We start from the raw sequence: 13,702 nt of genomic DNA, 5'->3' as shown, positions 1-13,702 counted from the left end.
GGCGCCTGGGCCGGTATCGAAGGTCCGACGTGTATCGCGCGCTTATCGGGCACTAATTTGACATACACCGCGCACTTATCCGACATACGCCCGGAACCTATCGAACAAGGCCCCGGCTACTCGGTGCTTCGATCGAACTTGATCGACCTGCAAGCCGCCGTTCAGACGTGCAACAACATCAATACATTTTCTTGGGCAACTGTGCGCGACGGATCTGCTTGCGCAGGCGAGCAACAGCTGCAGCTTTCTTGCGCTTGCGCTCGGTGGTCGGCTTTTCATAAGCCATACGTGACTTCAGTTCCTGAATCAGGCCGGTACGTTCGACGGTGCGGCGGAAACGGCGCATGGCGACGTCGAAAGGCTCGTTCTCTTTCAACAATACTTTAGTCATTGAGATCTCAGTTGGTCTGGCCCTGCCAGAAAATTGGGCGAAACGCAATTGTACACTTTTCGGAGCCTCTATTACAGGCCGCTGAACAATGGGACACGCTTCGCCGCTCGGGAATGTCATCGTATGTCTTTGATAAAAGACAACAATCCCGGAATACCCGGGTGCCGGTTTGCAGTCGTTGAGCATTTGTGCACATGCCGCTCGCAGCCTGATTCGAGTCCGATTCGCTCCCTCAGAAACCCCGGCCGCGAACAGGTTTTGTATCGGCGGGATTCTGTATTTCAAGAAAATCCACTTGATCGATAATCAAATCGGACGTGGGCAACGCCACGCACGGCAGAATCCAGCCAGTGGCTTTTTCGTCCGCGCTCAGACCCGGCCAATCGATCCGATACTGCAGGGTGCCATCGATCAGACGGCAAAGGCACGCGCGGCACGTGCCGTTGCGGCACGAACTCGACAGGCGCAGCCCGGCGAGCGCGGCGGCTTCAAGGATCGTGGTCTGCCCGGTCGACGCGAAGCTCCGCTGCGAGGGCAGCAGCGTGATCGTAAAAGAATGTGGATGGTCGGCGGTGCTCATGATGCTCAGGGCGCTTTGGTGATGACCGCGCGGCCGTGCGTCAGGTCGCGGATAATATCGGCGGCCTGGTCGCGCACGGCAAGCGGCATCCGGATCGACAGGCACACGGTCATGCCGTAGCCGGGTTCATCGAGCGCATGGCCTTCTTGTTCGATCCAGCGCCGCACGCGCGCTTCATCGGCGTAATCGACTTCCACTTGCAGCACGCCGAGCGCCACGCGTTCTATGCGTTCGGCCAGTTGCATCGCGGTTGCAATGGCGTCCGTGTATGCGCGGACCAGTCCTCCAGCGCCGAGCTTGATGCCGCCGTAGTAGCGCACGACGGCGGCGAGCACGCCATCCACTTCGTGATGACGCAGCACTTCCAGGATCGGGCGGCCGGCTGTGCCGGAAGGTTCGCCATCGTCCGACATGCCGGATTCACCGCCCGCCAGCAGCGCCCAGCAGACGTGCGTAGCGCCGGGATGCAGGGCGCGCAGCGTATCGAGTTCGAGCATTGCGGCAGCGCGATCGGCAACAGGAATCGCCAGCGCGATAAAACGGCTTTTGCGAATGTCGATTTCAGCACTGACGGCGGCGGCGAGGGTGTAAGTGGGCAACTAAAGCTCAGGGTGTAAGAGAGGCGACTGGAAGGTCGCGATGCAATGGTATGGCGAAAGCGCTGCCGCTGCGCACTATCCGGCGATGAACAGCGTGCGCTGACTGGGGCGGCTTATTTCTGTCGAATCAACGCCTTGTCTTCGCCGAGGGAGCGTTGCATAAGCACCGTGTCCACCCATTGGCCGTGTTTGTAGCCCACCTTGCGCAACACGCCGACGTGCTCAAATCCAAGGCGTGCATGCAACGCGATCGACCCGGCGTTGCCACTGTTGCCGATCACCGCTATAAGTTCGCGCCAGGGCCCCGCGTCGCAACGTTCGATCAGCGCCGTCAGCAGCGCGAGACCGAGGCCGCGCCCACCGAAGCCATCGGCGATATAAACCGAATCTTCAATCGTGTGCCTATACGCCGATCTCGGCCGATACGCGGTTGCATACGTGTAACCCACCACCACGCCGTCCATTTCAGCTACGAGATAGGGCAGGCCCGCGCCGGTGATTGTCGCGTGCCGATTACGCATCTCCTCAATACCCGGTGGCGTTTCCTCGAAGGTCGCCAAGGCATGCAACACGTAGTGGGCGTATATGCGGGTGATTGTTTCGAAATCGGCGGCGTTCGCGTCGCGGATCGTGAGAGCGCTGGCTTCGTGCAATGCCATCGAGTGCCTCCGTGGTTGGGGTGTTGATCGTGTCAATAGTGTTAATCCGCCAGTGAGAAAGGTCATCACCCGGCGGTCCGATTTTCTCACGACTATAGGACTCATCCGCCAATTACCAGACGTCTGCGCACGCGTGGCGCAAAAGCATCGAGCCGGCGTGCGCCAGCCCACCAAAGCAGGCATTTCGTGGGCAGCGAAGCATTGAAGCCCGGTGTACCCGGCCGCTAAACTGGGCCGTTTCCGGGAAGATGCAGGGAAACAAGCATGCCGTTGTCAGCCAAGCGGACAGTGCTTGCGGCGCGATCACCCGGATCCCGACTAACGGCGCTATCAGCGCAAGCCACTCAGCGTTGACGAAATTGCGCACGACACAGATGCCATCAGGTGCCTCATTAAAAACCATTATGCAGCGCGCATCCGGCGCAAAGGCGTCGCTACATGACAAGCGCACGATGAATGCGTTCAAACGCAGCGGGCGCTTAGCGTTCCTGGCTAGCATCGTGCTGAGCGCGGCGATGCTGCCGGGGGTCTTGTGTGTCCTGTTTGCGCCCGGCGTGGATGAACGCGTTGCCGCAGCGCGGGAAGCCGCGGCGCTCGAAAGCTACGTTGTGCACATGGTCGACACTGGCGCGATCCACCTGATCGCCAATACCTCGGTGGCGGGGCCTTCCAGGTTGTTTGCCCAGTTTCCGGTACCCGTATTCGCTGCAACAGCGATGCCCTCGAACCCCAACGCGGCACATCGCGGTTACGAGGCACCAAACGCAGCAAACGCACCAACTGCAGTGAGTACATCGGACGCGACTTTCGCTGAACGCTTGCGCGCGCTTCCCTGGACCTGGCTGCTCGCAGGCGTGGCGAGCGGCCTGACGCTCTCCGCGTGGCTCGGGCTGTTGATGGTGCGCCGCTTGTCGCCGCTCGGCCAGCTTAGCGACGCCGTGCGCCGGCATCAGTTCATCGTCGCGTACCAGCCGATCGTCGATCTTGCCACGCGGCGCTGTATTGGCGCTGAAGCGCTGGTGCGCTGGAAGCACCAGAACCGCATCGTGCGGCCCGATCACTTCATTCCGCTCGCGGAACATCGTGGCCTGATCCAGGCGATCACGGACCAGGTATTCGATACAGTCCTGCTCGAACTCGGCGAGTTCTTGCAGCGCTACCGGGAGCTTTACGTGTCGATCAACCTGAGCGCGCCGGACCTGACTTCGCGGCGGTTCCTGGAGCGGCTGACGCCCGCGCTAGCCGCTGCGAAGATCGCGCCGGAGCAGATCCGGATCGAGGCGACCGAGCGCTGTTTTCTCGACGCCGACGCCGCCAAGGAAGTGATCCAGGCGTTCCGCGATGCCGGGCATCCGGTGTATATCGACGACTTCGGGACGGGTTATTCGAGCCTCTCGCATCTGCAGAATTTTCAGGTGGACGCGCTGAAGATCGACAAGTCTTTCGTCGACACCGTCGGTCAGGACGCGGCGTCCAGCAGTGTGGCGTCGCACATTATCGACATGGCGCTGACGCTGCATGTCCAGGTAGTCGCCGAGGGGATCGAGCGCGAAGAGCAGGCGTGTTATCTGCGCAAGCGCGGCGCCCAATTCGGGCAAGGCTGGCTTTTTTCCGCACCGCTGACAGCGCCTGATTTTATTCGCTATGTAGGGCGCGGTCTGGCGACGGTGTAGGCTTGGCTCATTTTCCACCTCGGGGCAATGACCATGACCATCATCAGGATGACCGATCCGGTCGCGACCACGTTTCTCAAGGACGTGCGCCACCCGCTGCTGGCGCTGCACCGTAGCATCCTCGACGAATTGCGTACCCGGCACGAAGCCGAATTCGGCGTGGTGTCGCCCGGCGAGTTCCTGCAGATCGTAATCAACGGCAGCGCGTACAAATGGCTTGGCCCGCTCTCCACCCTGATTGCCGCGCTTGACGACGTACTCGACGACGCCGACGCCACGCCCGACGGCCGTATCGACATGGCGCACGCGGTCACGGCCATGTTCGGCGCGAAGGGCCGCAACGCCGCTTTCGACGTCCAATACCTGCCGATGCTGCAATCCAGCCCCGAGATCGCGATGGCGAATGGCCGCGTGGCGCAGCAAGTGCGCGCCGTGACGCCGCCGCCCGCGCCGGACGCCAAGGATTGACCAATGCGCTCGCCGATGACCGCTGGCCGCCAGGCGAGGGCGTTTGTCCCTATGCCTGCACGCTGGCGGCTTTCGGTAGAATCCGCAGCCATGATCGACATAGGGCGGGTTTTTGGACCCGTCAGACCCATCTTCCGGGGAGAATGCGTTGGAATCATCCGCACAAAATGCTGCATCGGCCGCCGCGCAAAACGCCGCGGTCAAACTCGTCGCTCGCGATATCCACAAGCGTTTCGGCGAGAACGAGGTGCTCAAGGGCGTCTCGCTCGCAGCCAACGCCGGCGATGTGATCAGCATCATCGGGTCAAGCGGCTCGGGCAAAAGTACTTTTCTGCGCTGCATCAACTTCCTCGAACGGCCGAACGCGGGCGAGATCATCGTCGACGGCGAGCCGGTGCGCACGAAAGCCGATCGCATGGGTAATCTTGAAGTCGCCGACCACAAGCAGTTGCAGCGCGTGCGCACGAAGCTCGCGATGGTGTTCCAGCATTTCAACTTGTGGGCGCACATGACGTCGATCGAAAACGTCATGGAAGCGCCGATGCATGTGCTGGGGTTATCGAAGAAGGAAGCGAGCGAACGGGCGCGCGAATGCCTGGAGAAGGTCGGGCTGGCGCCGAAGGTTGAAAAGCAATATCCGTCGCATTTGTCGGGCGGCCAGCAGCAGCGGGTGGCCATTGCTCGCGCGCTCGCCATGCATCCCGACGTGATGCTCTTTGACGAACCCACGTCCGCGCTCGATCCCGAGCTGGTCGGCGAAGTGCTCAAGGTCATGCAGAAGCTGGCTGAAGAAGGCCGCACGATGATCGTGGTGACGCATGAGATGGGCTTTGCGCGCAATGTATCGAATCATGTGATGTTTCTGCATCAGGGCCGCACGGAAGAAGAGGGCGCGCCGGCTGAGGTGCTGAGCACGCCCAGGAGCGAACGGCTGAAGCAATTTTTGTCCGGCAGTCTCAAGTAGGGCCGGACTCGTAGGGCTGGACTCAGCGCCGGTACGAGATCCTGGCGGGGCGATCAGCGTGATCGCCCCGTGGCCGATTTGCTTCGGCCGACCCATGCGCCTATGTCTTTCGGCTGACTTACACGACTCAATTCTCTCGAATACCATGAAACCTTGTCGCGTTCCCGCAAGACGCGGCGCTCGTGCGCGCCTACCATCCTGTCATAGTGTGTCAGGCTAAATACCCGAACAAGCAAAGGAGCGGTTCATGACGGATATCAATGTAACGCGCGGTACGTTCGACGAAGTGATGGTGCCTCTTTTCTCACCGGCGAATTTCGTGCCGGATCGCGGACTCGGTTCGCGCGTATGGGATACGGAAGGCCGTGACTATGTCGATTTCGCCGGCGGAATCGCGGTGACAGCGTTGGGCCACGCGCATCCCGAACTGCTGAAAGTGCTCCACGATCAAGGCCAGAAGCTCTGGCATATCGGTAATGGCTACACCAACGAACCGGTGCTGCGGCTTGCCACGCGCCTCACGAACCTGACCTTCGCCGATCGCGCGTTCTTCGCAAATTCCGGCGCGGAAGCGAACGAAGCCGCGCTGAAACTCGCGCGCCGTTACGCTATCGACAACACCGGTCCGCAGAAAGTCGAAATCATCTCGTTCACGCAGTCCTTCCACGGCCGGACGCTGTTCACAGTCAGCGTCGGTGGCCAGCCTAAATACGCCGAAGGTTTCGGCCCGACGCCGCAAGGCATCACGCATCTTCCCTATAACGACCTGGCCGCAGCCCGTGCAGCGATCGGTCCGCAAACCTGCGCGGTGATCGTCGAGCCGGTGCAGGGCGAAGGCGGCGTGCTGCCCGCCGATCCCGCGTTCCTCCAGGGTCTGCGCGAAGCCTGCGACGAGCACGGCGCGTTGCTGATTTTTGATGAGGTACAAACGGGCGTGGGCCGTACCGGCACGTTCTACGCGTACATGGGTTACGGCGTGACGCCGGACATCCTGACGACCGCGAAGTCGCTCGGCAACGGTTTCCCGATCGGCGCAATGCTGACCACGGACAAGATCGCCGCGCATTTCAAGGTCGGCGTGCATGGGACTACTTACGGCGGCAATCCGCTGGGCGCGGCTATTGCGGACAAGGTGGTTGAATTGATCAGCGACCCTGCTGTGCTCGAAGGCGTGCAGCAACGCAGCGCTGCGATCAAGGCGCATCTCAAGCGGATCGATGAACGTTTCTCCGTTTTCAAGGAAATTCGCGGCAAGGGCCTGTTGATCGGCGCCGAACTCGCCGATGCCTACAAGGACCGCGCGAAGGACGTGCTTAACGCTGCCGCAAAACACGGTGTGATCATGCTGATCGCAGGCCCGAACGTGCTGCGTTTCGCGCCGTCGCTGATCATGCCCATGGCCGATCTCGACGAGGGTTTTGCGCGCATCGAAAAGGCCATTGCCGACGTGGCGCATTGAACGTGCGGACTTCGGTCTATTCTCTCAACCAACGGAACCGCCGATGTTAATCGTCCGCCCCGCAAGACTCGCCGATCTCGACGCGCTCGAACGGATGGCGCACGCCGCGCATCCGGTGCTGCATTCGTTGCCGCGCGATCGTCGTGTGCTGGAAACGCGCGTTGCGCTTTCCGAAGATTCGTTTCGCGCGGAAGTCGAGTTTCCGGGCGAGGAGTTTTATCTCTTCGTGCTTGAGGAAACGACGACAGGCGCGTTGCTTGGCAGTTCGAGCATTGTGGCATCGGCGGGATATTCGGAGCCGTTCTACGCGTTCCGCAACGACGCGCTGATCCACGCGTCGCGCGAACTCAAGGTGAACCGCAAGATTCACGCGCTCACCATGTCGCATGAACTCACGGGCAAGAGCCGTCTAACGGGTTTCTATATTGACCCATCGGTGCGCGAAGCCACGCACGACGCCGCCGCGCATCTGCTCTCGCGCGCCCGCATGATGTACGTGGCCGCGAACCGCAAGCGTTTCTCCGACGACGTCTTCTCGCTGATGCTCGGCGTCACCGATGAAGCCGGCGTGTCGCCGTTCTGGGAAGCGGTCGGGCGCAAGTTCTTCGGCCGCGATTTCGAGCAGGTCGAACTGGAATCGGGCGGCCGCAGCCGTACGTTTATCGCGGAAGTGATGCCGAGTTATCCGCTTTATGTGCCGCTGCTGCCGCCTGAAGCGCAAAGAGTGTTGGGCGAGCCGGACGACGGCGCGTTGCTCGCGTATGACATCCACCTTGAAGAGGGTTTTGAGCCGGATCGTTTCGTCGATATCTTCGATGCCGGCCCGGTTCTGACCGTCGCAGTGGAGCGCAGTGCGTCCGTGCTGGCGAACGAAATTCGCGCCGTGCGAACCGCGCAGGATGACATGGGCACGTCAGGCACGCCGTACCTGATCGCAGCCGGCGGCGCGCACGCATTCCGGTGCGCTTTGGTCAATCTGCCGTCCTCGCGTGCGACCGGTGCGCCGCTGTCGGCTGAACTGTGCAAGGTGTTAAGCGTGAAAGATTCCGATACGGTACGTTGTGTGCCGCTTCATCAGGCTTCGGGAGAATTGCAATGATCGTTGTCCGCTGCGTGCAGCCTGGAGATGTCGACGCGCTCGTCGCGCTCGCGCACGAGACGGGACCCGGACTCACCACCTTCAAGCCGGATCGCGATGCACTGACCGCGCGCGTTGAACGTGCACGGCGCACGCTCGCCGATGAGGCTCAACCCTTCGAAGCAGGGTATCTGTTCGCGATGGAAGACACGGCGACGGGTGATATTGCCGGCGTGTGCGGTATTGAAACCGAAGTCGGGCTGGAGCAGCCGTTTTATAACTATCGTGTGTCGACGGTCGTGCATGCCAGCCGCGATCTGGGCGTGTGGACCAAGATGTCGCTGCTCAACATCTCGCATGATCTCACCGGTTACGCGGAAGTCTGCTCGCTTTTCTTAAGCCCGCGATATCGCACGGCCGGCGTGGGTGGTTTGCTATCGCGTTCACGCTTCATGTTTATCGCGCAATTCCGCGAGCGCTTCCCGGAGCGCCTGTGCGCTGAACTGCGCGGTCACTTCGATGAAAGCGGCGCGTCGCCGTTCTGGCAGGCAGTGGGATCGCATTTCTATCAGATTGATTTCAACGCCGCCGACTATCTCAGCTCGCACGGCAAGAAGTCGTTCCTCGCCGAGCTGATGCCGCGGTATCCGGTCTATCTCGCCATGCTGCCCGAAGACGCGCAAGCGGCGGTCGGGTTGACGCATCGCGACACCATGCCCGCGCGCAAGATGCTCGAAACGGAAGGGCTGCGCTATGAAAATCACGTCGATATCTTCGATGCCGGCCCGGTCCTCGAATGCCACGTAGCAGACTTGCGCACGGTGCGCGAGAGCGTGCTGGTGACGGTGCGCATTGGTGAGCGTGCAGGGCACGGCGAGGCCCGCAGCCTGGTATCGAATACATCGCTGGACGACTTCCGCTGTGGCGCGACGTTTGGCGTGCCCGAAGACGGCACCTTCCTGCTGACACCGGAAGAAGCCACCGCGCTGCGCGTGCAAGCCGGCGATACGGTGCGTGTGCTGGCATCGCAACCGCGCGCGAAGAACGCAACGCAGAACGCTAGTTAGGACAAGGAACATGACGAAGATTTCGACTCAATTGTTTATCGATGGCGCGTGGAGCGACGGCACGGGTGCGCCGTTCGCATCGCGCAATCCGGGCAATGGCAACGTGGTTTGGGAGGGGCCAAGCGCGGCGGCTCAGGACGTTGAGCGCGCCGTGCTTTCAGCACGACGGGCGTTCGCCTCGTGGTCCGCGTTGACGCTGGACGAACGCATTGCAATCGCGCGGCGTTTCGCGGCGCTCCTGACCGAGCACAAGGAAACGCTGGCTCACACCATCGGTCTCGAGACCGGTAAGCCGTTGTGGGAAGCACGGACCGAAGTCGCGACCATGGCCGCCAAAGTCGATATCTCCGTCAAGTCGTATAACGAACGCACCGGCGAGAAGCGCCAGGAAATGGCCGATGGCATCGCGGTTTTGCGGCATCGTCCGCATGGCGTTGTGGCTGTGTTCGGGCCGTACAACTTCCCCGGACATTTGCCGAACGGGCATATTGTCCCGGCGTTGATCGCGGGGAACACGGTCGTGTTCAAACCATCGGAATTCGCGCCGGGAGTGGCCGCGTTGACGGTGGACTTGTGGGCACAAGCCGGCTTGCCCGCTGGCGTGCTGAATCTTGTGCAAGGCGAGAAGGACACCGGCATCGCGCTGGCGAATCATCGACAGATCGATGGCTTGTTCTTCACCGGCAGCTCGGATACCGGCACGTTGCTGCATCGACAATTCGGCGGCCGTCCGGAGATCGTGCTCGCGCTGGAAATGGGCGGCAACAATCCGCTGGTCGTGGCTGAGGTCGCGGACATCGACGCCGCCGTGCATCACACGATCCAGTCGGCGTATTTGTCGGCGGGGCAGCGCTGCACGTGCGCGCGCCGGTTGTTCGTTCCGGATAACGCATTCGGCGAGCGGTTCACCGAGCGCTTGATCGACGTGACATCGAAGATTAAAACGGGCGCCTTCGACGCAGACCCGCAACCGTTCATGGGCGCCGTGATCTCGGCGCGCGCCGCAGCGAAGCTCGTGCAGGCGCAGACGCAGTTGATTGAAGCGGGCGGCAAGCCCTTGCTTGAAATGACGCAGCGTTCTGCGCAGCTTGGCTTTGTCACGCCCGCGATCATCGACGTGACGAATGCGCGCAACGTGCCTGATGAAGAACACTTCGGCCCTATGCTGCAACTCACGCGCTACAGCAGCTTCGATCAGGCGATTGAACGCGCCAACGACACCGCGTTCGGTTTATCCGCTGGCCTCTTAGCCGACGATGAAACCGCGTGGACCCATTTCCAGCGCACCATTCGCGCGGGCATTGTGAACTGGAACCGGCCGACGAACGGCGCGTCGTCAGCGGCGCCGTTCGGCGGTATCGGACGCTCGGGCAACCAGCGGCCGAGCGCATTTTACGCAGCGGATTATTGCTCGTATCCTATGGCATCCGTCGAAAGCACCCAGTTGCAAATGCCCGCGAGCGTCTCGCCCGGCCTTCAGTTCTGAGGAACCACGATGCAAGCATTCGAAGCGAACTTCGACGGGCTGGTCGGCCCGACGCACAACTACGCGGGGCTGTCGTTCGGCAATGTCGCGTCGCGCAACAATGAGAAATCGGCTGCTAATCCGAAGGCTGCGGCGAAGCAGGGTCTGCGCAAGATGAAGCAGTTGGCCGACCTTGGCTTTCACCAAGGTGTGTTGCCGCCGCTCGAACGGCCGTCGCTCAAGTTGCTGCGCAGCCTGGGTTTCACCGGCGACGACGCTACGGTAGTCGAACGCGCTGCGCGAGAAGCGCCCGAATTGCTGGCCGCGGCGAGTTCCGCTTCGGCCATGTGGACCGCGAACGCGGCGACGGTGAGTCCATCGGCGGATACGAACGATGGCCGCGTGCATTTCACGCCGGCTAACCTGAGCACGAAGTTGCATCGTGCGATCGAGCATGAAGAAACGCGCCGTTCGCTCTCAGCCATTTTCTCTGACGAGAAGCATTTCAGGATTCATCATGCACTGCCGGGCACACCCGCGTTAGGTGATGAAGGTGCGGCGAATCACACGCGTTTTTGCAACGAGTACGGCGAGAAGGGTGTGGAGTTTTTCGTCTATGGGCGTAGCGAATACGCTCAGGGTTCGGCTGAACCGAAGCGTTTCCCCGCGCGTCAGACGCTGGAAGCAAGTCGTGCGGTCGCGCGCCTTCATGGTCTTTCCGACGACGCCACCGTGTTCGCGCAACAGCTTCCTGATGTGATCGATGCCGGCGTGTTTCATAACGATGTGATCGCCGTGGGCAACCGCAACACGTTGTTCTGCCACCAACGGGCGTTCCTGAATCAGGCAAGCGTGTACGACCAGCTTCGCGCGAAACTCGAAACACATGGCGGCGCGTTCACCGCTATCGAAGTGCCGGAAGACGAAGTCAGCGTGGCCGATGCCGTCTCGTCGTATCTGTTCAACAGCCAGTTGCTGACACGACCCGACGGCCGACAGGTGTTGGTCGTGCCGCAAGAGTGCCGGGAAAACGCGCGGGTCGCCAAGTACCTTGATTCGTTGCATGCACGGTCCACGTCTATTGACGACGTGCTCGTCTTCGATCTTCGCGAAAGCATGAAGAACGGCGGTGGTCCCGCTTGCCTGCGACTGCGCGTGGTGCTTAACGACGCGGAACGGGTCGCCGTGAATCCGGGCGTTTGGATGAACGACACGTTGTTCGCGCAACTCGATGCGTGGATCGACACGCATTATCGTGATCGCATTGCGCCCGCCGATCTCGCCGACCTGAAACTGCTCGATGAATCGCGCGCGGCGCTTGATGCGTTGACCGGCATTCTCAAGCTGGGCGCCATCTATGACTTCCAGCGTTGAGCCGGCCATGTTCGCGAATTTTCTCGACTTTGTGCTCGATGGAAAAAAGCCCGCGCTGACTGGAGGCACGTTGCCAAGCGGTGTGAAGTGGACGTGGCTCGGCGATGGCATCGTCCGCTTCGAACCCGAAGGCGCGGTGCTACAAAGCGTGGTGGCAACGGCAGGGATTCATGGCGATGAAACCGCGCCAATCGAAATCCTGTCGATGCTTGTTGCGGATATCGCAAGCGGCAAGGCGGTGTTGAAGAGCCGCGTGCTGGTCATCTTTGGCAATATCGACGCGATGCGTGCCTCTTGCCGGTATCGCGACGATGATCTCAACCGGCTATTCAACGGCCGGTATCTTGAGCTGGCGGCGAGTCATGAATCTCCGCGAGCGGCGGAACTGGAGAACGTGACGCGGGCGTTTTTCGCCGAGGCTGACGCCGGCTCAACTCAAGCGAAGTGGCACATCGACATGCACACGGCCATCCGGCCATCAGTGTTCGAGCAATTTGCGTTGTTGCCGTACACGGGCGCGCCGCTGTCACGGGTGATGTTCGACTGGTTGCGGGACGCGGGGTTATCGGCGGTGTTGCTGCATAAAGAGAAGTCGAACACGTTCACGCATTTCACGGCCGAGCAATCGGGCGCGTTAGCTTGCACGCTGGAGCTTGGCAAGGTGCGGGCGTTTGGACACAACGATCTGTCGCGCTTCGCCGCATCGGACGCCGCGCTGCGAAGGCTCATTGCGGGCCTTGCGCCCATAAAGCCGTCCAGCCAGCCGCTGAAGGTATTCACGGTGGTCGGACAAATCGACAAACAGAGCGAAGAGTTCAAGCTCCACGTAGCCGGCGATGTCGCGAACTTCACGCCATTCGCGCGGGGCACGGTGCTCGCCGAAGATGGCGATTACACGTATGAAGTGGTTCGCGACGAGGAGCGCATCGTGTTTCCGAATCCGACGGTGAAGCCGGGATTGAGGGCAGGGCTCATGGTTATTGATACGACTCAGGAAACGTTCGACTCGCTATAAAGCGCTCGGCTTGCCGGTAGGCTCTACAACCACCGTGCAGGTCGTTCCTGCAGCCAGCACGACATCTGCCGGAACCTCGTCGATATGAATGCGTACCGGCACCCGCTGCGCGAGCCGCACCCAGTTGAACGTGGGGTTCACATCGGCGAGCAGTTCACGGCTTTGCGGATTATCGCGGTCATAGATGCCGCGCGAAATACTCTGCACGTGGCCTTTCAACACGCCGCCGCTCATCAGCCGCATCTCGGCTTTATCGCCAATACGCACACGCGGCAGCTTCGTTTCCTCGAAATATCCATAGACCCAGAACGAGTGACTATCGACAATAGCGAGCTTCGCTGAGCCCGTCGTCGCGTAGTCACCGCGATGCACGTTCAGGTTCGTCACATAGCCGTCCACCGGCGCAAACACCTTGGTGCGCGTGAGATTGAGCTCAGCAGCATCAAGCGTTGCCTGTGCCTGCTGCAAGTTCGCGGCGGCGCCGGATGCGGCCTGGCTCGCGTTATCGCGTGATTCCTTCGACACCACTTCGTTATCCAGATCAGCACGGCGCGCGGCGTCGTCGCGACGCATGCGTAAATCCGCCTGGCGCGCGGCGACGGTGGCCTGCGCCTGTTCTACCGCGATCTTGTAGTGCGACGGATCGATTTCCATTAGCAGGTCGCCCTTGTGCACGAACTGGTTATCGGCGACCGGCATGGTCACGACCGCGCCCGAGACATCGGGCGCGACGTTGATGACGTCGGCGCGCACGCGGCCGTCGCGGGTCCACGGCTGGTCCATGTAATGCACCCAGAGCACACGCCCTATCAAGATGGCTGCGCAGAAAATCAGCGCGGTCATGAAGATGCCGAAAATTTTCCTGATGATCATGATGCGGTTTTAGTCCTTCAACAATATTCAGCGATAT

General features: G+C 61.2%; 14 protein-coding genes. 9 read left to right on the top strand and 5 right to left on the bottom strand.

Annotation, left to right across the window (positions count from 1 at the left end; translation table 11 throughout):
- Positions 1-178 precede the first annotated feature (178 nt).
- From rpsU to SBC1_RS10770, 4 genes are all read right to left on the bottom strand, one after another.
- Complete coding sequence (rpsU, locus tag SBC1_RS10785; RefSeq protein ID WP_165093256.1) at positions 179-391, bottom strand: 30S ribosomal protein S21; 213 nt, start codon at positions 389-391, stop codon at positions 179-181.
- 232 nt (positions 392-623) lie between these two features.
- Entirely contained in the window at positions 624-971 is a 348-nt protein-coding gene (locus SBC1_RS10780; protein WP_165091978.1) for a 2Fe-2S iron-sulfur cluster-binding protein, read from the bottom strand.
- 5 nt (positions 972-976) lie between these two features.
- Positions 977-1,570 carry a YigZ family protein gene (locus SBC1_RS10775; protein ID WP_165091977.1) on the bottom strand — a complete coding sequence of 198 codons (594 nt, stop codon included), beginning with the start codon at positions 1,568-1,570 and terminating at the stop codon, positions 977-979.
- Positions 1,571-1,683: 113 nt separating this feature from the next.
- Positions 1,684-2,229, bottom strand: coding sequence for a GNAT family N-acetyltransferase (locus tag SBC1_RS10770; protein ID WP_165091975.1), 546 nt, complete (start codon positions 2,227-2,229; stop codon positions 1,684-1,686).
- Positions 2,230-2,681: 452 nt separating this feature from the next.
- Between SBC1_RS10770 and SBC1_RS39790 the strand changes: the two genes are divergently transcribed.
- The 9 genes from SBC1_RS39790 (at position 2,682) to astE (ending at position 12,792) form a co-directional block, all read left to right on the top strand.
- Positions 2,682-3,902: an EAL domain-containing protein gene (locus SBC1_RS39790; protein WP_370469558.1), complete on the top strand. Its 1,221-nt coding sequence runs from the start codon at positions 2,682-2,684 to the stop codon at positions 3,900-3,902.
- Positions 3,903-3,935: 33 nt separating this feature from the next.
- The gene (locus SBC1_RS10760) at positions 3,936-4,370 is read left to right on the top strand and encodes a hypothetical protein (protein WP_241201928.1); all 435 of its coding nucleotides are present in this window, start codon (positions 3,936-3,938) and stop codon (positions 4,368-4,370) included.
- Positions 4,371-4,518: 148 nt separating this feature from the next.
- Positions 4,519-5,334 (top strand): ABC transporter ATP-binding protein, encoded by an 816-nt coding sequence (locus SBC1_RS10755; RefSeq protein WP_165091971.1) that lies wholly within the window; start codon positions 4,519-4,521, stop codon positions 5,332-5,334.
- Positions 5,335-5,581: 247 nt separating this feature from the next.
- The gene (locus SBC1_RS10750; protein WP_165091969.1) at positions 5,582-6,793 is read left to right on the top strand and encodes an aspartate aminotransferase family protein; all 1,212 of its coding nucleotides are present in this window, start codon (positions 5,582-5,584) and stop codon (positions 6,791-6,793) included.
- 43 nt (positions 6,794-6,836) lie between these two features.
- Positions 6,837-7,892: an arginine/ornithine succinyltransferase subunit alpha gene (gene aruF, locus SBC1_RS10745; protein WP_165091967.1), complete on the top strand. Its 1,056-nt coding sequence runs from the start codon at positions 6,837-6,839 to the stop codon at positions 7,890-7,892.
- Entirely contained in the window at positions 7,889-8,938 is a 1,050-nt protein-coding gene (gene astA / locus SBC1_RS10740) for an arginine N-succinyltransferase (protein ID WP_165091965.1), read from the top strand. The genes aruF and astA overlap by 4 nt, the downstream gene beginning before the upstream one ends.
- Positions 8,939-8,948: 10 nt before the next feature.
- Entirely contained in the window at positions 8,949-10,424 is a 1,476-nt protein-coding gene (astD, locus tag SBC1_RS10735) for a succinylglutamate-semialdehyde dehydrogenase (RefSeq protein ID WP_165091963.1), read from the top strand.
- 9 nt (positions 10,425-10,433) lie between these two features.
- A complete protein-coding gene (gene astB / locus SBC1_RS10730; protein ID WP_165987608.1) occupies positions 10,434-11,777 on the top strand; it encodes an N-succinylarginine dihydrolase in 1,344 nt (447 codons plus the stop codon).
- Complete coding sequence (gene astE / locus SBC1_RS10725) at positions 11,761-12,792, top strand: succinylglutamate desuccinylase (protein WP_165987606.1); 1,032 nt, start codon at positions 11,761-11,763, stop codon at positions 12,790-12,792. The genes astB and astE overlap by 17 nt, the downstream gene beginning before the upstream one ends.
- On the opposite strand, the gene SBC1_RS10720 is transcribed toward astE, so the two are convergent.
- Positions 12,787-13,665: an HlyD family secretion protein gene (locus tag SBC1_RS10720; RefSeq protein WP_165091957.1), complete on the bottom strand. Its 879-nt coding sequence runs from the start codon at positions 13,663-13,665 to the stop codon at positions 12,787-12,789. The genes astE and SBC1_RS10720 overlap by 6 nt on opposite strands.
- Positions 13,666-13,702: the final 37 nt, after the last annotated feature.

It is taken from the genome of Caballeronia sp. SBC1 (assembly GCF_011493005.1).
Lineage (GTDB): Bacteria > Pseudomonadota > Gammaproteobacteria > Burkholderiales > Burkholderiaceae > Caballeronia.
This window is presented reverse-complemented; position numbering and strand designations above follow the sequence as displayed.

What these genes read in the sequence shown, in the direction of transcription:
- rpsU (WP_165093256.1), bottom strand. Translation starts at nt 391, where the DNA reads ATGACTAAAGTATTGTTGAAAGAGAACGAGCCTTTCGACGTCGCCATG.
- SBC1_RS10780 (WP_165091978.1), bottom strand. Translation starts at nt 971, where the DNA reads ATGAGCACCGCCGACCATCCACATTCTTTTACGATCACGCTGCTGCCC.
- SBC1_RS10770 (WP_165091975.1), bottom strand. Translation starts at nt 2,229, where the DNA reads ATGGCATTGCACGAAGCCAGCGCTCTCACGATCCGCGACGCGAACGCC.
- SBC1_RS39790 (WP_370469558.1), top strand. Translation starts at nt 2,682, where the DNA reads ATGAATGCGTTCAAACGCAGCGGGCGCTTAGCGTTCCTGGCTAGCATC.
- SBC1_RS10760 (WP_241201928.1), top strand. Translation starts at nt 3,936, where the DNA reads ATGACCATCATCAGGATGACCGATCCGGTCGCGACCACGTTTCTCAAG.
- SBC1_RS10750 (WP_165091969.1), top strand. Translation starts at nt 5,582, where the DNA reads ATGACGGATATCAATGTAACGCGCGGTACGTTCGACGAAGTGATGGTG.
- aruF (WP_165091967.1), top strand. Translation starts at nt 6,837, where the DNA reads ATGTTAATCGTCCGCCCCGCAAGACTCGCCGATCTCGACGCGCTCGAA.
- astA (WP_165091965.1), top strand. Translation starts at nt 7,889, where the DNA reads ATGATCGTTGTCCGCTGCGTGCAGCCTGGAGATGTCGACGCGCTCGTC.
- astD (WP_165091963.1), top strand. Translation starts at nt 8,949, where the DNA reads ATGACGAAGATTTCGACTCAATTGTTTATCGATGGCGCGTGGAGCGAC.
- astB (WP_165987608.1), top strand. Translation starts at nt 10,434, where the DNA reads ATGCAAGCATTCGAAGCGAACTTCGACGGGCTGGTCGGCCCGACGCAC.
- astE (WP_165987606.1), top strand. Translation starts at nt 11,761, where the DNA reads ATGACTTCCAGCGTTGAGCCGGCCATGTTCGCGAATTTTCTCGACTTT.
- SBC1_RS10720 (WP_165091957.1), bottom strand. Translation starts at nt 13,665, where the DNA reads ATGATCATCAGGAAAATTTTCGGCATCTTCATGACCGCGCTGATTTTC.